Source organism: Cutibacterium sp. KB22876 (genome assembly GCF_059728865.1).
Map to the genome: position 1 here is coordinate 2,558,607 of NZ_AP040858.1, position 18,800 is coordinate 2,577,406.

The 18,800-nt window shown below is 64.8% G+C and carries 14 protein-coding genes and 2 pseudogenes; 5 read left to right on the top strand and 11 right to left on the bottom strand.

From position 1 onward, the window contains the following. Window positions 1-122: 122 nt before the first annotated feature. A pseudogene (locus tag AC6I1W_RS11625) lies at window positions 123-1,271 on the bottom strand (hypothetical protein). After that, window positions 1,268-3,478 carry an NADP-dependent isocitrate dehydrogenase gene (locus AC6I1W_RS11630; RefSeq protein WP_117189653.1) on the bottom strand — a complete coding sequence of 737 codons (2,211 nt, stop codon included), beginning with the start codon at window positions 3,476-3,478 and terminating at the stop codon, window positions 1,268-1,270. Before AC6I1W_RS11630 ends, AC6I1W_RS11625 begins: the two are co-directional and overlap by 4 nt. Before the next feature lie 206 nt (window positions 3,479-3,684). Between AC6I1W_RS11630 and AC6I1W_RS11635 the strand changes: the two genes are divergently transcribed. The 3 genes from AC6I1W_RS11635 to AC6I1W_RS11645 all read left to right on the top strand — a co-directional run bounded on the left by AC6I1W_RS11635 (window position 3,685) and on the right by AC6I1W_RS11645 (window position 7,456). Beyond that, window positions 3,685-4,536 carry a formyltetrahydrofolate deformylase gene (locus tag AC6I1W_RS11635; RefSeq protein WP_065673810.1) on the top strand — a complete coding sequence of 284 codons (852 nt, stop codon included), beginning with the start codon at window positions 3,685-3,687 and terminating at the stop codon, window positions 4,534-4,536. Window positions 4,537-4,688: 152 nt separating this feature from the next. Next, window positions 4,689-5,672, top strand: a complete 984-nt coding sequence (locus tag AC6I1W_RS11640; protein ID WP_117189652.1) for a malate dehydrogenase — start codon at window positions 4,689-4,691, stop codon at window positions 5,670-5,672. A gap of 428 nt (window positions 5,673-6,100) precedes the next feature. Then, the gene (locus AC6I1W_RS11645; RefSeq protein WP_117189651.1) at window positions 6,101-7,456 is read left to right on the top strand and encodes an aldehyde dehydrogenase family protein; all 1,356 of its coding nucleotides are present in this window, start codon (window positions 6,101-6,103) and stop codon (window positions 7,454-7,456) included. 135 nt (window positions 7,457-7,591) lie between these two features. On the opposite strand, the gene AC6I1W_RS11650 is transcribed toward AC6I1W_RS11645, so the two are convergent. The 3 genes and pseudogenes from AC6I1W_RS11650 to AC6I1W_RS11660 all read right to left on the bottom strand — a co-directional run bounded on the left by AC6I1W_RS11650 (window position 7,592) and on the right by AC6I1W_RS11660 (window position 9,805). Beyond that, entirely contained in the window at window positions 7,592-7,924 is a 333-nt protein-coding gene (locus AC6I1W_RS11650; RefSeq protein WP_117189650.1) for a DUF3017 domain-containing protein, read from the bottom strand. Then, the gene (locus tag AC6I1W_RS11655; protein ID WP_016665972.1) at window positions 7,921-8,784 is read right to left on the bottom strand and encodes a bifunctional methylenetetrahydrofolate dehydrogenase/methenyltetrahydrofolate cyclohydrolase; all 864 of its coding nucleotides are present in this window, start codon (window positions 8,782-8,784) and stop codon (window positions 7,921-7,923) included. Before AC6I1W_RS11655 ends, AC6I1W_RS11650 begins: the two co-directional genes overlap by 4 nt. Before the next feature lie 14 nt (window positions 8,785-8,798). Then, a pseudogene (locus AC6I1W_RS11660) lies at window positions 8,799-9,805 on the bottom strand (hypothetical protein). Window positions 9,806-9,890: 85 nt separating this feature from the next. On the opposite strand from AC6I1W_RS11660, the gene AC6I1W_RS11665 reads away from it, so the two are divergent. Together AC6I1W_RS11665 and AC6I1W_RS11670 are read left to right on the top strand one after the other, a co-directional pair. Then, entirely contained in the window at window positions 9,891-12,452 is a 2,562-nt protein-coding gene (locus AC6I1W_RS11665) for an alkaline phosphatase family protein (RefSeq protein WP_249361311.1), read from the top strand. A 307-nt stretch (window positions 12,453-12,759) separates the two neighbouring features. After that, window positions 12,760-13,080, top strand: coding sequence for a hypothetical protein (locus AC6I1W_RS11670; protein ID WP_171048660.1), 321 nt, complete (start codon window positions 12,760-12,762; stop codon window positions 13,078-13,080). A gap of 77 nt (window positions 13,081-13,157) precedes the next feature. Here AC6I1W_RS11670 and purH read toward each other — a convergent pair whose 3' ends face one another. From purH to ribD, 6 genes are read right to left on the bottom strand one after another with little or no spacing between them, the layout of a single operon-like run. Further along, window positions 13,158-14,708, bottom strand: coding sequence for a bifunctional phosphoribosylaminoimidazolecarboxamide formyltransferase/IMP cyclohydrolase (gene purH / locus AC6I1W_RS11675; protein ID WP_117189647.1), 1,551 nt, complete (start codon window positions 14,706-14,708; stop codon window positions 13,158-13,160). After that, entirely contained in the window at window positions 14,705-15,334 is a 630-nt protein-coding gene (purN, locus tag AC6I1W_RS11680) for a phosphoribosylglycinamide formyltransferase (RefSeq protein WP_016665977.1), read from the bottom strand. Before purN ends, purH begins: the two co-directional genes overlap by 4 nt. Before the next feature lie 9 nt (window positions 15,335-15,343). Beyond that, window positions 15,344-15,859 carry a 6,7-dimethyl-8-ribityllumazine synthase gene (gene ribH / locus AC6I1W_RS11685; protein WP_016665978.1) on the bottom strand — a complete coding sequence of 172 codons (516 nt, stop codon included), beginning with the start codon at window positions 15,857-15,859 and terminating at the stop codon, window positions 15,344-15,346. A gap of 2 nt (window positions 15,860-15,861) precedes the next feature. Further along, a complete protein-coding gene (gene ribB, locus AC6I1W_RS11690) occupies window positions 15,862-17,157 on the bottom strand; it encodes a 3,4-dihydroxy-2-butanone-4-phosphate synthase (protein WP_016665979.1) in 1,296 nt (431 codons plus the stop codon). Then, the gene (locus AC6I1W_RS11695; RefSeq protein WP_016665980.1) at window positions 17,151-17,750 is read right to left on the bottom strand and encodes a riboflavin synthase; all 600 of its coding nucleotides are present in this window, start codon (window positions 17,748-17,750) and stop codon (window positions 17,151-17,153) included. The genes ribB and AC6I1W_RS11695 overlap by 7 nt, the downstream gene beginning before the upstream one ends. An 8-nt stretch (window positions 17,751-17,758) precedes the next feature. Then, the gene (gene ribD / locus AC6I1W_RS11700) at window positions 17,759-18,754 is read right to left on the bottom strand and encodes a bifunctional diaminohydroxyphosphoribosylaminopyrimidine deaminase/5-amino-6-(5-phosphoribosylamino)uracil reductase RibD (protein WP_065673817.1); all 996 of its coding nucleotides are present in this window, start codon (window positions 18,752-18,754) and stop codon (window positions 17,759-17,761) included. Window positions 18,755-18,800 lie beyond the last annotated feature (46 nt).

Here is an 18,800-nt window from a genome sequence, read left to right on the forward strand (position 1 = left end):
TCACCATTCCTCTCGTCATGGAGGCAAGGATGAAGGTGTCGGGACTATCGCCCTCCCGGTCATCGTTGTGCATAGGACCAAGAATAAGGGTTCTGCGCGGCAAAACTCCAAGGAAGAAGTGGTCAGGGCGAAATATTGCCGCTCAGAACGTCCAAGCTCCACCACGTCGAGATCCCCGTCACAGCAAAGACGAAAACCACCTGGACCCATCGCGGACAGCTGGCCAACAGTCTCGCCACCGGCAGAAATGCCGGGAACGCGGGCAGGAGAAACCGAGCCTTCGCATTGAAGAATCCTTGCATGAGCCCCACGAAGACCACGGTGACGAGAACGTAGACCGTCAGCCAGACATTCTCCTGGCGAACCGCCGTGACGAGGCCGAGGAGGAGGTACAGGCACCATGACAGTGCGACGAGACCAAAATACCGCCAGTCACATGGCGGTTGTGACAGCTTCCCCTGAATGAATGTCCAGGTATCGGCTGGGGTACCCATCTCGCTCCCCCAGGCCTTCTGGACCAGTAGGTAGCCATTCCACTTGCCAGTTCGACAGGCGACGATGAGGAACCATGTCAGCAATCCGAGTGGGCTGAGCGCCATTCCCACGAAGCGACGCCACCGCTGGTCGCGCTGCACCGTGGAGAACACGCTCGTCAACCATGCCAGTCCAAAGACGATGCACACCGGGGCCACGGATGCCCGGAAAAGCCCCGCGGCTCCGACGCAGGCTCCAGCAAGGAGCCACCGTTCCGACAGGATGGCCAACAATCCCAGCCCGACGAGAGCGATGAACCACCCCTCGGTGTACCCCATCGACTCGACAACGGCTCGCGGCGCGGCTCCCCAGCACACCACCAGCATGACGGCCGCCGTCGGCCCCGCGATCCGTAGACCGATGGCGGTGACGACCCCGGCGGCCAGCAAGAACCCCATCTGTCCGGCGACGAAGACGGCCGGTCGAGCGGACAGACCCGTCGTCAGCATGACGGCTCGGCCCAGTGCTGGCAGGCCTGGTAGGAAGGCGAGATCGGACGACCACGGGTCAGTGTGCCCGAAGACGGTGTGTGGCCAGTGGTATCCGCCCACAGCAATGATCGAGTACCACTTCCCGTCCCATCAGGTCAGGCGCGAAATGACCTCACCGTCCGGCGCCAGGGCCGCAACAAGGACGAGGCGTTGGGTCACCCACACGAGAAGACCGACGCCGATAGTGATAAACCACCGGCATCGGTCGACGTCGTCAGGCACGGCCGGAGTCCGGCCAGTGCTCACAGGGAGTCAATGATGGCGTTGAGGGTGGTGCTGGGGCGCATGGCATCCTCCACGAGTTCCTCGTCGGGGTGGTAGTAACCGCCCATGTCCACCGGATTGCCCTGGACACCGTTGAGCTCGTCAAGGATCTGGGCCTCGCGGGCGGCCAGCTCGGTGGCCACGTCGGAGAACCGGTCGGCGAGCTCGGGGTCATCCTTTTGGGCAGCCAACTCGCTAGCCCAGTATCGGGCCAGCCAGTAGTGCGAGCCACGGTTGTCGATCTGACCGAGTTTGCGTGCGGGAGAGCGGTCGTTCTCCAGGAAGGCACCGATGGCCTTGTCCAGGGTGGCGGCGAGAACTCCGGCCTTGGTGCCATCGGTGGTCTGGTCGATGTGTTCGAGGCAGGCGCCCAGGGCGCAGAACTCGCCCAGTGAATCCCAGCGCAGGTAGTCCTCAGCGACGAACTGGGCGACGTGCTTGGGAGCCGAGCCGCCAGCACCGGTCTCGAACAGGCCGCCACCGGCCAGCAGTGGGACGACCGAGAGCATCTTGGCGCTGGTGCCGATCTCAAGGATCGGGAAGAGGTCCGTGAGGTAGTCACGCAGCACGTTGCCGGTGACCGAGATGGTGTCCTCTCCGCGACGGATGCGTTCCAGGGTGAACTTCATGGCCTCGGCGGGGGCGAGGATTCGGATGTCCAGACCCTCGGTATCGTGCTCGGGCAGGTATGCCTTGACCTTCTCGATGACCCGGGCGTCGTGGGCGCGATTCTCGTCGAGCCAGAAGACGGCCGGGGTGTTGGTGATGCGGGCTCGCTCGACGGCCAGACGCACCCAGTCACGCACCGGGACGTCTCGCACCCGGCTCATGCGCCAGATGTCGCCCGTCTCAACCTGCTGGCTCGTCAGCACCTCGTCTCCGGACCGCACCTCGACGCGGCCATCGTGGACGACCGTGAAGGTCGTCGGGTGGGAGCCGTACTCCTCGGCCTTCTGGGCCATCAGGCCGACGTTCGGGACATCGCCCATGGTGGCAGGGTCGAGGGCGCCGTTCTGACGGCAGTCGTCCATGATCGCGGCGTACATCGTCGCGTAGCTGCGGTCGGGGATGCAGGCGAGGGTCTCCTGACGCTTACCCTCGGCATTCCACATGCAGCCGGAGTCGCGGACCACGACCGGCATCGAGGCGTCGATGATGACGAGGTTGCCGGCGTGCAGGTTGGTGATGCCGTGGTCGGAATCGACCATGGCCAGGGCCGGACGGGCCTGGAAGGCGGAATCAATGGCAGCCCTGACCTCTGCGGCGCGGTCGGTCGGGAGCTTCTCCAGACGGGCGTAGAGATCGCCCAGGCCGAGATCCGGGTTGACCCCGACGGAGTCGAGATCATCGCCGTACCTGTCGAAGACGTTGGCCAGGAAGGTACGCACCGCGTGTCCGAAGAGGACCGGGTCGGAGACCTTCATCATCGTCGCCTTGAGGTGGACCGACCACAGCAGGTCCTCCTCCTTGGCCAGGGCCAAGGAGGAGGCATAGAACTCGTCGAGGGCATCGACGGACATGTAGGTGGCGTCGACGACCTCTCCCTCGAGGGTCTTGATGCCATTGGCGAGGGTGGTCTCGGAGCCGTCAGCCCCGACGAGAACGATGTCGAGGTCCTGGCCCTTGGAGACGAAGGACTCCTCGTGGTCGAAGAAGTCCCCATGATCCATGTGGGCGACGCGAGCCTTGACCTGATCGGACCACTTACCCATGCGGTGCGGATGGGCCTTGGCGTACGCCTTGACGGCGGCGGGGGCACGACGGTCAGAGTTACCCTGACGCAGCACCGGGTTGACGGCCGAGCCGAGCACGGCGGCGTAGCGGGCGGCTGTCTCCTTCTCCTCGTCGGTGGAGGGCTTGTCCGGGAAATCCGGCAGGTCGTATCCCCGGGACTGCAGCTCAGCGATCGCGGCCTTGAGCTGTGGGACGGAGGCGGAGATGTTCGGCAGCTTGATGATGTTGGCGTCAGGGGAGCCAGTGAGCTCGCCGAGCTCGGCCAGATGGTCGGCCACCTTCTGACCCTCGGCCAGACGATCCGGGAACTGAGCCAGGATTCGCCCGGCCAGGGAGATGTCCGAGGTCGTGATGTCGATACCTGATTCGTCGAGGAATCCCTCCACGATGGGCAGCAGGGAATACGACGCGAGGGCGGGGGCCTCGTCGATCTTGGTCCAGACGATGGTGGGCATGCACGAACTCCTGTGGTCGAGGGAACGCCGCGATGCGGCCGTCGAAGGCCCGGTGCGGCACTGTTCATCACAATAGTGGAGGAAGTGGGCAAAACAGCCCGAGCAGCGATGAAACATTGCGGAACACCCCGAAGGCCGCAGCCGTCCCTCAATCCGCTCCTCGAAACTACACTCCCCATGGGGTTGGGCCGACTACCGTACCGGTCATGTCGGAACCCCACGAGCTCGTCGTCACCTGGACCAGCCCCGATCAGCCAGGACTCGTCCATGCCGTCACCGGGGCGTGTGCTCAGGTTGGCGGAAACCTGACCGAATGCCAGCAATTCACCAGCGCCGACACCGGAAACTTCTTCATCCGGTTGCAGGTCGAGTCGGTGAGCAGCCGAGCTGACCTGGAATCCGCTGTGGCGGAACTGGCTCAGCGCTACCACGCGACATTCCGCATCGACGAGCTGGGACGTCCGGTCCGCACCCTCGTCCTCGCGTCCACGGCACCTCACTGTCTGTCGCACCTGCTGTTCAACCGAGATACCGGACGGTTACCCATAGACGTCGTGCAGGTGATGGCCAACCATCCTGATCTCGCGAACCTGGCGGAGTTCCACAGGGTGCCGTTCCGGTGGCAGGAGGTCGACAAGGAGTCCAAGCCGGCCTTCGAGGAGGAGGTACTGCGCACCGTCGACGATCTCGACGTCGAGTTGGTGGTCCTGGCCCGCTACATGCAAATCCTCTCACCCGAGCTCTGCGAGCAGCTGTCGGGCCGATGCATCAACATCCACCACTCGTTCCTGCCCGGCTTCAAGGGGGCCAGCCCCTACCGCCAGGCCCATTCCCGCGGGGTCAAACTCATCGGCGCCACGGCCCATTTCGTTACCGTCGACCTCGACGAGGGGCCCATCATCGAGCAGCGGGTCCAGCGCGTCGATCATTCCCAGACCGTCGCCCAACTGACGGCCGTCGGACAGGACACCGAGTCGGCGACCCTCAACGAGGCGGTGCGCCTCTTCGCCGAACATCGCACCTTCCTGGATGGCATGCGTACCGTCATCCTCAGCTGAGGGCCCGCGCAACCGCTGGGCGCACGACGGGAGAATTCTCACCACAGCGACCTGTTCCTGATGCGAATGACTCCCCCGACCAATCTCGCGCTGCCGCCGCGAGTAGGCTTTGAAATAGCCAAGTGTCATCGAGGACTTTCAAGGAGAGATCCATGACCCAGACCCCAGTCAAGATTGCCGTCACCGGTGCTGCCGGCCAGATTTGCTACAGCCTGCTGTTCCGCATCGCCTCCGGTTCGCTGCTCGGGGACACTCCCATCGAGCTTCGTCTTCTCGAGATCACCCCGGCCCTCAAGGCCCTCGAGGGTGTCGTCATGGAGCTTGACGACTGCGCCTTCGGCAACCTCGTGAACATCGAGATCGGCGACGACCCGAAGAAGGTCTTCGACGGAGCCAACGCCGCCTTCCTCGTCGGCGCCATGCCCCGTAAGGCCGGTATGGAGCGTTCCGACCTGCTCACCAAGAACGGTGCCATCTTCACCGCCCAGGGCAAGGCCCTGAACGAGGTCGCCGCCGACGACGTTCGCGTTCTCGTCACCGGCAACCCCGCCAACACCAACGCCCTCATTGCCGCCACCAACGCGGCCGACATCCCGAACGATCACTTCGCCGCCCTGACCCGTCTGGATCACAACCGCGCCAAGACGCAGCTGGCCCGTAAGACCGGCAAGACCGTCAACGACGTGCGCCACATGACCATCTGGGGCAACCACTCCTCCACCCAGTACCCCGACGTCTTCCACGCCGAGGTCGCCGGCCAGAAGGCCACCGAGCTGGTGGATGAGGCCTGGATCGAGAACGAGTTCATCCCGACCGTCGCCAAGCGCGGCGCTGCCATCATCGACGCACGTGGCGCCTCCTCGGCTGCTTCAGCTGCCAATGCCACCGTCGAGTGCATGCGCGACTGGATGGGCTCCACCCCCGAGGGTGACTGGGTCTCCATGGCCATCCCGTCCGACGGCTCCTACGGAGTGCCGGAAGGCCTCATCTCCTCCTTCCCCGTGACCATCAAGGACGGCAAGGTCGAGATCGTCCAGGGTCTCGAGATCGACGACTTCTCGCGCGCCAAGATCGACGCCTCCGTCAAGGAGCTCTCCGACGAGCGCGACGCCGTCAAGGAGCTCGGCCTCATCTGATCGACTGACTACTGACGAACGGGCCCGGGAACTTCGGTTCCGGGCCCGTTCTGCGCGTTGTGACGCCATTTTCGGAATTATGAGCAGGTTGTCGTCCGTCTGGAGAGATGCACCACACCCCTGCACGAATGTGCAGTGATTCAGACCACCGAGACCGCTCGCAATGATGCTTGTCATCCTGTTACAACAGGATTTGACGAGGTTCTACCGCCTTCGGAGAACAGTGGCAAAGACCACAACTGATTCTTCCTTTGAAATGCACATCAGTGCACACACAGGTTTGCCTCCACTGCACCTCGGACCCGTTCTTGGTTTAGCTCTGGACGAACGAGATTGGCCATTCCTATGGTCGAGGCATCAGATGTCCTGATGTCCACCGCAAGGAGGCGGATCTCCCCAGGACTCCACACCCGAAGGAGCCAACAGCCATGACCATCACAGCCGAACGTCCCGTCACCGAACCCAGCGTCGAGGACCTCGCCGGAGTCTTCAACGATGTCAATTCTGCAGTGGGCGCCGCCCGTAGGGCCTTCGTCGCCTTCTCGGAATGCTCCCTGGCCCAGCGTCGCGCCTTCGTCGATGCCGTCCGCGAGGCCGCGACCCAGCAGGACCGCCTGGAGTACATGGCCAGTGCGGCCGTCGAGGAGACCAGGATGGGCAACGCCCATCACAAGGTACTCAAGAACCGCTACGCTGCGACTCGCACTCCCGGTGTGGAGGACCTCGTCATGGAGGCCCATCAGGGTGATGACGGACTCACCACCCTCGAGTACAGCCCCTACGGGGTCATCGGCGCCGTCACCCCGACGACCAACCCCACCGAGACCATCATCTGCAACACCATCGGCATGCTCTCGGCAGGTAACACCGTCGTCTTCAGCCCCCACCCGAGGGCCCGACACCTCAGCGCCTGGTTGGTCGACGTCCTCAACCGCGCGATGATGGCAACCGGCGCCCCCGCCAACCTCATCACCCTCATCGCGAACCCGACCCCGAAGACCACCAAGAAGCTCATCAGCCACCCGGACATCACGATGTTGGTGGCGACCGGTGGGCCGCAGATCGTCAACATGGTGCTCTCGAGCGGCAAGAAGGCCATCGGAGCCGGGTCGGGCAACCCGCCTGTCGTCGTCGACGAGACCGCCAACATTGCCAAGGCCGCTGCTGACATCGTCCAGGGAGCCAGTTTCGACAACAACCTGCCGTGCACCGCCGAGAAGGAGATGATCGTCGTCGCCTCGGTGCTGCCAGAGTTCATGGCCGCGCTGCAGGCCAATGGCGCCCAGGTCATCAGCGATCGTGAGGACCTCGTCAAGCTGCGGTCCTTGCTGCTCGATCCCTCAGGCACCAAGCCCAACACCGCGTGGGTGGGCCAGGATGCTCAGAAGATCCTGCGCGCAGCAGGCATCGAGCCCGAGCAGGACACCCGACTCATCACCATGATCACCGACCCGCTGGACCCCTTCGTCCAGGTCGAGATGCTCATGCCGGTCGTCCCGGTGGTGCCCGCCACCGATTATCTCGCCGCCATCGACCTGGCCGTGGAGCTGGAGCACGGCAACCGCCACACCGCGATCATGCACTCCAAGGACGTGTCGCGCCTCGACCTCATGGCCCGCCGCATCCAGACCACGATCTTCGTCAAGAATGGACCGTCCTTCGCCGGCATCGGCATCAACGGCGAGGGGTTCGCCACCTTCACCATCGCCGGGCCGACCGGTGAGGGATTGACCTCGGCCCGCAGTTTCGCCCGTCGGCGTCGTTGCGTCTTGGACGCACATTGAGCTGAGCGTCTTGGACGCACATTGAGCTGAGTGTCCTGGACGCACATTGATCCAACAGTCACCTGCGCCACTACTCCCAGGTGGAGCAGAGCTGGCGCAGGTGCGTTTCTGGTGACATGTACGTTGTCGGAACTGTCACCTCGTCAGGATGACGACGACCATGAGGGATCCCAGCCCTAGCAGAAACACCGAATCCACCCACCGTGCCCGTACTGCCAGCAGTCCGGCGAGATTGTCAGGCAACACAGCCCTCAACACGCCTCCCAGCAGCACCGAGGCAGCGAAGACCACCGCCCCGCGCCTCCAGTGCCCCGTCCCCATGACGATTGCGGACGCGGCGACCCCCAGCAGGCACACGGTCAGCGCCCACCAGGACTCCAGGTGCCTCTTTGACGCGGCACGACGGTCATTGCGTCGCGGTCGTCGGGTGGCACGTCCGGTGGGCGCTTCAGGCGTCAGTCGGCTCATGAAGGATCCGCAGCGAGCCGCTCAGCCCTGTCGACGACGTTGGACAGCAGCATGGCGCGGGTCATCGGACCGACTCCGCCCGGGTTTGGCGAAACCCACGCGGCCTTGTCCCACACGTCAGGGGCGAAGTCTCCCTGGATCTTCCCCTCCGCCGACCGCGACACCCCGACGTCGACGAGCACAGCTCCTTCGCGGATCATGCTCGCATCAATGAGTCCCGGAGACCCGGCCGCGCCGACGATGATGTCGGCCTGCCGGGTGTGGTCAGCGAGGTTGCGGGTACCGGTGTGGCACAGGGTGACGGTGCAGTTCTCGGTACGCCGGGTCAACAGCAGTCCCAGCGGCCGACCAACCGTCGTTCCGCGACCCACCACGCAGACATTGGCTCCCGGCAGCTCGATCCCGTGCCGGGTCAACAGCTCGACGATCCCACGCGGAGTGCACGGCAACGGAGCCGGCTCGTTGAGCACCAGACGCCCCAGGGAGGCGGGGGTCAGACCGTCAGCGTCCTTGTTGGGATCAATGAGGTTGAGAGCCCAGTTGGTGTCGATGTGGCGAGGCAGCGGCAGCTGGACGATGTACCCGGTGCAGCGCGGATTGGCGTTGAGCCCACGAATCTCCTGAGCAAGATCCTCCGCCGTGACATCTCCCGGTAGGTCGACCCGAATCGACTCGATGCCCACCTGGGCACAGTCACGATGCTTACCGGCAACGTATTGATGCGACGCCGGATCATCCCCGACGAGCACCGTTCCCAGCCCCGGGACAACTCCCTTGTCGCGTAGGACTGCCACAGTTTCGGCAAGCTCGGACTTGATGGCGGCGGCGGTGGCCTTGCCGTCGAGTTTCTGAGCGGTCATGGATCCTCCTTGTGTCACGGCCTCAACGGGCCACCATCTTTCCACGAGACACGGTCCCTCACCTGTCGACGACCGTGGTGACAACGTCAATGACCCGATCAATGGTGTTCACGTCCATCACCGGCGGAAGGCTGACGAGATCGTCGGGCCACTCGACGTCCAGGTGACGCGGGCGATCCCAGTGCAACGGGCCGACGACACCGACACCTCGCAATCTGTCAGCGATCTCCCCGGCATCCGGATGTTGAAAGACGACTGGACAGGAGGCTCCCGGATTGACCACACGGATCGCCCCCGTCCCGGACAGCCCGGCCACCACGTCGTCCCTGGTCCTTTCGACGAGCCGGGCGTACCCGGCCAGATCACACGCCTCGAACTCTCGACGTGCGTCGTCATTGGGTGGTACTGGGGCCCAGCACTCGTCGGCAAGGTCCTCCGCCGCCTCAAAGGCGGCCAGTCCCCGTCTGGCCAGGAACTGTCGTCGCGCGGCCGTGAGAAGCTCATCCCTCTCATCGCGTGCTCCCACCAGACCCGACAGGTCGTGAGCGGCTTTGACCCACGCGGTCTCGGGCAGGGGCAGGAGCTTTCGGGTGCTGACGACGTCGACGTCAGCCGGTGACGACGATGGCCCCAGGAAGGAGTGGGTGCGATCGACGACCACGGGAATGTGGTTTCGTCGGGTTTCTTCGAAGACCTCAGTCAAGGCCGAACCGGGCTGGATGCCAAAGGTCTCGCAGCTCAGCACCACCGGGTGTTCACGTCGTTGTCGACATGACGCGATGGTTGCGGCCACGGAGTCAGCGTCGGCCAGGAAATCGTCCCCGATCTCCACCCGTCGCACCCGGTACCCCTCCAATTGCCACGGAGTGACCATCGTCTGACAGCAGAACCATGGCACGACGAGGGTGTCCGCAGGAATCCACTGGAACGGTGCGCCACCGAGACAGTAACCGTCACGAAGCCATCTGGCGGCCACGGCAGAGGCTTGACGTCCCAGTGCCACCCACGTCGTCACTGGCATGTCATCACCACACATTCACCAGCACTTCCCTCACTGTTTACCGGCTACTCTCTCATCCTCCGACTCCTGCAGGTAGACCGGTGCCATGCACACACCGCATTCTCGCCTCACCCGATTGGTGAGCGCCTCAGTTGCTGCCGGCATGGCTGCCTTCGGGTTCGTCGCGCCGATCGCAAGCCATGCCCAGCCCGAAAACAAAGCCACACCTGGCGCATCCAGCAGCGCCAAGAAACACACCACCATCACCTCGACGAACGTTGCCAGCGGCAAGATCAAGCACGTCTGGCTCATCATCCTGGAGAACAAGTCCTACGACGCCACTTTCTCCGGACTCAACCAGAACTCCTACCTGTGGAAGGAGCTGCCGAAGCAGGGCGCTCTGCTCCCCCACTACTTCGGCACCGGCCACTACTCGCAGGACAACTACACCTCGATGGTCTCCGGACAGTCCGCCGAGATGGACCTCCAGTCCGACTGCGACGTCGCCAACACCAGTTTCGGCTCGAACGCGTCGATCATCGACCGTCACACCGGCAAGGAGTTCGGGCGCGACGACAACTACGGTCAGGTTCTCTCGTTGGCTGGTCCGAACGCAGCCGACGGCAAGAACGGTTGCACCTACCCCAAGGACGTCCCCACCCTCTTCAACCAGTTCGATGCCGCCGGCGTCACGTGGAAGGGATACGCCCAGGACCTGCGCAACCACTCCGGACGCGAGGACGGCCTGGCTGGCTCTCCCGGCACCCTGGAGAACACCCCGGACAAGAACCCCAAGGCCATGAAGCCGACCGAGGAGGACAAGGCCAAGGGCATCACCTCCTTCACCGGCGCTCAGCCTGACGACCAATACGTCGCCAAACACTTCCCCTTCCCGTGGTTCCACTCCATCATCGGCAATGACGGCACTGGCAAGGACTCCTTGACCAAGCCGACCGACGGTGGCATTCCGTCGGACTCCAAGCACATTGCCAACGCCGACGACCCGTCCAACGGACTTCTCGCCGATCTGGCCAAGCCCGCGGACGAGGTGCCTGCCTTCAGCTGGATCACCCCGAACAACTGCTCGGACGCCCACGACGCCACCTGTAAGGGCAACAACCTTTCCGGTCTCTTCGACGCCGACGGCAAGCCGGACTACTCCAAGCCGCTGAGCACCCCGCCGAAGAACCACACTGGTGGCCTCTACGCCGCTGATCTGTGGCTGCGCTACTACATCCCGCTCATCGAGAAGTCGGATGCCTTCAAGGACGGTGGACTCATCGACGTCACCTTCGACGAGGCCAACCCACCCTTCACGAACATGTCGTTCAACAACGCCACCGATGACACCGACGTTGCGAAGGCCGCTCGCAAGGAGGAGCTGTACAACTACTCCCCGCAGACCATCAAGGATCTCGCGGAGGGGTACAAGAAGTACGATGCCAACACCTTCCCGAAGCCGTCCAAGATGTCGAAGAACTACGTCAAGGCCGACCTCGCCGGGCAGAACATCAACGGTGAGAACGTCGACTGGGAGCCGACCGGCCCGAACTCGACCCTCGAGACCGACGAGCACGGCAACCAGTTGTTCCCAGGACCGGGTGACAACGGTTACATCACCCGCCCGCCGTCCTGTGAACAGGACACCGATCTGGTGAACGCCGACAAGTCCAACTGCGTACACGGTGCCAAGAACACCGGTGCCGGCTGGGGCTACTCCAAGGCCAAGACGATTGACGTCAGCAACACTGCTGGCACCTCCAAGCTGACCGGCAAGGTCACCGTCACTGATCTAGGTCGCAAGGTCACCGGCGAAGGCATCCCCGAGGGTGCCCACGTCGGCAAGGTCGCCAACCAGGGCCCGAACATGGTCGCCGATCCCAAGGATGATGTGACGAACTCCTCCTTCGTCATCGTCGATGCCAACGACAAGCCTCTGAAGACCACCGCCGACGTCACCTCAGTGACCTTGTCGGCAACTGGTGTCCCCGGCCATCTGGCTAACGACGAGTCCCCGCTGGCCACCTTCAACGCCCAGGACGCCACCCCTGGCGGCGGCGCCACCGGTTCCGTGCTCATCTCCCCGTACATCAAGCCGGGAACCGTCTCGAACACCTACTACAACCACTTCTCATGGCTGCGCACCATGGAGGATCTCTTCGAGGTCTCCAAGGGCAATGACACCCGCGAGCTTGAGGCTGGCACCGTCTCCACCGGTCTCGATGGAGACGGCCACCTCGGTTTCGCTGCTCAGGCTGGTCTGGGGACCTTCGGCAAGGACGTCTTCAACAACCTACCGACTGAGCCGAACCCGTCCGCCTCGGCCAGTGCATCCACGCCCGCCTCCGCTGCCCCGACTGCCACCGCCACCTCGAGCACCTCGGCCAGTGCATCCACGCCCGCCTCCGCTGCCCCGACTGCCACCGCCACCTCGAGCACCTCGGCCAGTGCATCCACGCCCGCCTCCGCTGCCCCGACTGCCACCGCCACCAGGAGCACTGCCCCCGGCGCTGCTCCTGGTGACGACGGCAACGGTTCGCGCCCCAGCCTGCCGCGCACCGGTAATGGTGAGGTTTCCGACCCGGCTGCCGCGGAGTCCGCAATTGCCGGTCTGGTCGTCGTCGGTGCCGCCGTCTCCGCCTGGGCTATCCGCCGCAAACGACGCTGAGAGGTGGGGAATGAGTAATCGTCACGCAATCGCCACGGGCCTTCGCAGGGCTGTCGTCGTCGGTCTGTGCTCAGGTGTCGTCCTGATCTCGGGATGCTCGGCGTCTGGTCACGACGCTGCCTCGCCCGCGCCGTCGGCCTCGGCCGAGGCTGGCAGCCCCGCCGAGCAGCTGGCTACCCAGTCCATGCCTTCCTGGTTACCCTCGCAGAGCGCCCCGGGAACCGTCGTCGGAACCCTCCAGAAGCCGGCCCTCTCCTATCAGGGAGTCGAGGTCAAGGTGAACCTTGATCGTGGCAACTCGGTGGTCATGAACGTCAACGGTCCTACTGCCCCGCCTGGAACGAAGGTTGGCGCGGAGGAAGCAGACCTCACGTGGACGGTGACGGTCTCCGAGGCAACCGGGACGGTTCCGCTGTCGGTCAAGCAGTTCAACGTCCAGGACGAAGCCGGTGAGTACCACTGGGCTCAGCCGGTCAAGGGATCGACGATTCCCACCAAGATTGACAAGGGCCAGAAGGTGACCTTCAAGATCCACACCATTGCCTCCTCGGGCGAGGGCATGGTTCGCTGGGCACCTGACGGCAAGCGCGTCGTCGCCCTGTGGGATTACATCGCTGAGCTCGACTGACCTTCCCGAAGAACCACGAGGGGCCCGGACCATCATGGTCCGGGCCCCTTCACGTGTCGTTGGTCCTCGAGCCGGGATCAGTGGAAGAAGTGCCTCGTTTCAGTGAGATAGAGAGCGACGCCAGCCTTGCGGCAGGCCTCGATGGTCTCGTCGTCACGAATCGATCCGCCCGGCTCGACGATGGCCTTGACGTTGGCATCGATGAGAACCTGAGGACCGTCGGCAAAGGGGAAGAAGGCGTCGGATGCGGCCACCGATCCGGCGGCGCGATCGCCGGCCCGCTCCACGGCCAGACGGCATGAGTCGACGCGGTTGACCTGACCCATGCCGACGCCGACCGAGGCTCCGCCATGGGCCAGGAGGATGGCGTTGGACTTCACCGAGCGGCAGGCCTTCCACGCGAAGAGTAGATCGGCCAGGGTGGCATCGTCGACGGCCTCACCAGCTGCGAGGGTCCACTGGCTCGGGTCGTCGCCCTCGGCCTGGAAGACGTCCGCCTCCATGGCCAGCAGCCCACCGTCGATCTGGCGCAGCTCCCAGCCGGCCACCTCGGGCGCGGGTGCCTCCAGCAGGCGGATGTTCTTCTTGCGGGACAGGATCTCCACGGCCCCGTCCTCGTATCCGGGAGCGACGACAACCTCGGTGAAGATCTCAGCGACCTGCTCGGCCATCGCGACACTGACCGGGCGGTTGGTGGCGATGACGCCGCCGAAGGCGCTCAGCGAGTCACAGGCGTGGGCCTTGCGATGGGCCTCGGCAATGTCCGAACCGGTGGCGATGCCGCAGGGATTGGAGTGCTTTATGACGGCGACGCACGGCTCCTCGAAGTCGAAAGCGGCGCGACGGGCCGAGTTGGTGTCAACGTAGTTGTTGTAGCTCATGGCCTTGCCATGCAGCTGCCGAGCTCCGGCCAGACCGGGCTCGCCGGGGCTCTGGTAGACCGCAGCAGCTTGGTGGGAGTTCTCGCCGTAGCGCAGCGGATGGATGAGCTCACCAGTCATGCCGACAAAGGCAGGCACTCCCTCGCCGGAGACCCCGTTGCGAGTGGTGAACCAGGTGGCCACCGCGACGTCGTAGGCAGCGGTGTGGGCGAATGCTCGGGCTGCCAGGACGCGACGCTCCTCGCCGGTGTAGCCGCCCTCGGACAGGGCTCGGGCAAGGTCCTCGTACTGGTCAGGGTTGGTGACGACGGCAACGCTCGCGTGGTTCTTGGCGGCCGCGCGGACCATCGACGGGCCACCGATGTCGATCTTCTCGATGCACTCGTCGAAATCTCCCCCGCGCGCCACGGTCTCGGAGAAGGGGTAGAGGTTGCACACCACGAGGTCGAAGGGTTTGACGTCGAGCTCGGCCAACTGATCACGGTGGGACTCCAGTCGGCGATCAGCAAGGATGCCGGCGTGAATCTTCGGGTGGAGGGTCTTGACGCGACCGTCGAGGCACTCCGGGAAGCCGGTGACCTCACTGACCTCGGTCACCGTCACCCCGTGGGAGGCCAGCTCCTTGGCGGTCGAGCCGGTCGAGACGACCTCGACCTTGGCGTCGATGAGGGCCTCGGCCAACTGGCCAAGGCCAGACTTGTCATAGACGGAGACGAGGGCTCGACGGATGGGTTGACGTTCACTCACTGTGGATCCTTCCGGGACGGTTCGGTGCCGAGTTCTTGTGTACCGGGGCGAGCCCCGGCAAGTTCTGTGACGACTTCGACGAGCATCTCTCGTTCCTCCACCTTGATACGTTCGTGGAGGGACTCGACGGTGTCGTCGGTCAGGACGGGCACGGCCCGCTGGGCGAGGATCCGACCAGTGTCGACCCCGGCGTCGACTATGAAGACGGTGGCACCGGTGATCTTGACTCCGTAGTCCAGGGCATCGCGGGGGCCGTGTATCCCGGGGAAGGACGGCAGCAGGGCCGGGTGGGAATTGATGGTGCGTCCCCCGAAACGATCCAGGAAGGTCGTCCCGAGCAGCTTCATGAAGCCAGCACAGACGACCAGGTCAGGATCGAACCGGGAGACGTCATCGGTCAGTCGCGCATCCCAGGCCGCCCTCATGGTGACCCGCTGGTCGGCGTCGGCCCTGGGGAGGGGCTCGGCAAAGGTGGGGATGCCGGCCTTCTCGGCTCGTTGCAGGGCGACGGCGCCAGGCTGGTCGGAGCCGACGGCGACGATGGTCACCTCTTCGGGCAGGTTGTCGATGAGGGATTGCAACAGGGTTCCGGTGCCCGAGACGAGCACGACAACACGAACGGTCACGCCCCCACCCTAAGCCCTCAAGGCCTGTGTGGGGCGCGAGGCTGTGACGGCGGACAGGGTCGTGAAGGTGGCGACTGCGGCTTGAGCGGCCTCATGTCCCTTGTCCTCGTGGGACCCTTCCAGCCCCGCGCGGTCGAGAGCCTGAGCATCATCATCGCAGGTCAGGACGCCAAAACCGATGGGGGTCCTGGTGCGTACGGCGACATCCGTGATGCCCCGCGTGGCGGCGTCGCAGACGTAGTCGAAGTGCGGTGTTCCTCCCCTGATGACCACGCCGAGGGCAACGAGGGCGTCGAAGTGGTCGGCGAGGGCGGCACAGGCCACCGGGAGTTCGAAGGACCCCGGCACCCTGACGACGACGGGATCGGCCACCCCTGCGTCGGCCAGGCCACGCAGGGCACCGGCAAGCAGGCCATTCATGACCTTGTCATGCCATTGCGATGCGACGACGGCGACCTGAAGGCCACTGCCGTCAAGGTTGCTGAAATCAGGGGCGGCGGGCCCCGCATTAGTACGAGAGCTCATGATCATTCTCCTTGGGTGCTCAAGGTGGGTTCAGGGTGATTCGGGTCGGGCGTGGTGATCTCGGGCATGTCGTGGTCAAGTGCCAGCAGATGTCCCATCCGATCGCGTTTCGTACGCAGGTACCGCTCGTCCTCGGGACGGGCCGGAATCTCGAGAGGCGACATCGTCACCTCAAGTCCTCCTTCACGCAGGGCGTCCACCTTGGCAGGGTTGTTCGTGAGCAGGCGGACGGCAGAAACACCGGCATCAGCCAGAATCGCCACCGCCGCGCCGTACTCACGAGCGTCGATGGGTAGGCCAAGGTGAGTCTGGGCATCGACGGTGTCGAGTCCACCATCCTGGGCCCGGTATGCCGCGATCTTGTTGAGCAGACCAGTCGCCCGTCCCTCGTGGCCACGCAGCAGGATAATGGCCCCACCATGCTCATTGACGTGGGCCTGTGCGGCTGTCAGCTGGTCGCCGCAGTCGCAACGCAGGGATCCCAGAGCATCACCGGTGAGGCATTCCGAGTGCACCCTCACCCAGGCTGGGCCACCGTCGTCGGGGTGGATCCCCTTGTCAGACATGAGTAGGACGTGTTCTGCCCCGGTGAGGTTGTCGCGGTAACCGGTCATCGTGAATTGGCCGTGCCGGGTCGGCAATTCCGCGCTGGCAAGGGCCGTCACGCGAGGTGCCGCAGTGGTGTCAGCCGGATCATGGGAGAGCCGCCACTGCGCCAGTTGATCGATGGTGACGAAGGCCAGATCCTCGGTGCGAGCCAGCTCGGCTATGGAGTCGGTACGCAGACACATACCGTCATCCCCCACGAGTTCGCCGATGAGACCGACGGGTTCCAAGCCGGCCAGCCGGGCGAGGTCGACGGCGGCCTCGGTGTGACCGCGCCTCTCCAGCACTCCCCCGGCGCGGGCCCGCAGCGGCAGGACGTGACCGGGGCGGACGAGGTCAGCGGAGGTCGAGGTGGCGCTTGCGAGTACTCGGGCGGTGCGAGCACGCTGGGCGGCATCGATACCGGTCGTTATCCCGGACGCCGCGTCAACGGCGACGGTGTAGCGGGTTCGCAGCGGGTCCTGGTTGGCGGGCCACATGAGGGGCAGACCGAGTTGGTCAGCGTGCTCGTCGGTCATGGGTGCGCACAGGTACCCGGAAGTGTGGCGGACCATCCATCCGACCCAGCGTGGATCAGCCAGCTCAGCGGCGAGGATGGCGTCTCCCTCGTTCTCCCGGTCGGCGTCGTCGGCAACCAGCACCGGACGTCCGGAGCGCAGCTCGGCCAGCGCCTCCTCGATGGTGTTCAGCATGACTTCTCCTTGTTCACGAGGGATTCCAGATACTTCGCGATGACGTCGACCTCGATGTTCACGGGTTCGCCAGGTTCGAGACCACCGAGGACCGTGCCGGTGAGGGTGGTCGGGATGAGGCTCACCTCGAACCACTCGGAACTGACCTCGCAGACCGTCAGAGATGTGCCGTTGATCGCGATCGACCCCTTTTCGACGACGTACCTGGCCAGCGTGGTGGGAAGGCTGAATCGGAATACCTCCCAGTGGTCGCCGGGAGTACGGGAGACAAGTTCGGCGACCCCATCGACATGCCCCTGGACGATGTGCCCACCGAGGCGTCCCGCCACAGCCACCGGGCGCTCCAGATTGACCCTGCTCCCTGGGGCCAGCCGCCCCAGGGCAGTGCGGTTGAGGGTCTCGGCCATGACGTCACAGCCGAAGGTCACCTCGTCGAGATCGGTGACCGTCAGGCAGGTGCCGTTGACGGCGACGGACGACCCGAGCCGGGCGTCGGAACAGACCACGGGTCCGCGGATGGACAGTCGAGCCGACTCCTGTCCCTTGTCGATGGCGACGACCTCGCCAATCTCCTCGATGATTCCGGTGAACATGGGTCTCCTCACTCGTGGTGTGCGCGGATTTGGATGTCAGGGCCCAGCCGGCGCACGTCGTCGATGACGAAGTGGTGGGCCAAGGTCAAGGTGGTGACGGTGGGATCGATGACGGCTGCCCGACCGTCTCCCAATACCGTCGGCGCGATGTGGGCGACGACCTCGTCAACGAGGCCGGCGGCCAGGAATGCTCCGGCCAGGCGTGGACCGCCCTCGAGCCAGACCCGGTGGATGCCGCGATGCCACAACACGTCAAGCACCTCGACGGGGTCGTGGCTGCGAATCTGCAAGGTCTCGGCGGAATCGTCGTGGAGATGGCAACCAGCAGGCAGGTCCCTCATCCCCACCACGACGCGCAGCGGCTGACAGGTGACCTCGGACAGCCGGACAGTCAGTCGAGGATCGTCAGCCAGAGCTGTTCCGGTACCGACGACGATCGCCCCGCACCGGGAGCGGCCGATCTGCACTTGGTGACGCGCCTCTTCCCCGGTGATCCACTGACTTGTGCCGTCGGGAGCGGCGCTGCGTCCGTCGAGGGTGGCGGCGTACTTCCAGCACACCCGGGGGCGTCGGTGGATCTGGCTGAACGTCCAGTCGGCGTTGAGAGCCATGGCAGCCTCGGAAAGAACACCCGTGACGACCTCGACCCCGTTGGTGCGCAGGAACTGTTCTCCCCCAACTGCCACCGGATTGGGGTCGGACTGGGCGATGACGACGCGGGAAACCCCGGCCTCGCGCAGGGCATGGCTGCATGGACCGGTGCGTCCGGTGTGATTGCACGGTTCCAGGGTGACGACGGCAGTGGCTCCCCGGGCAGCGTCGCCAGCCTGATGCAGTGCCTCTACCTCGGCGTGTGAGGTTCCCGCCCCGTGATGCCATCCCTGTCCGACAACCTGACCATCGGCGACGATGACGCAGCCGACACGCGGATTCGGGTCAGGGCATGGCGAGTTCGTTGCCAAGTTCAGGGCGAGCGTCATGGCGTCGTCCCACCGCTGGTCCATCTGTCCTCCCGGGCCGTTGCGACTCCGGGGGTGCGCAGGGACGACA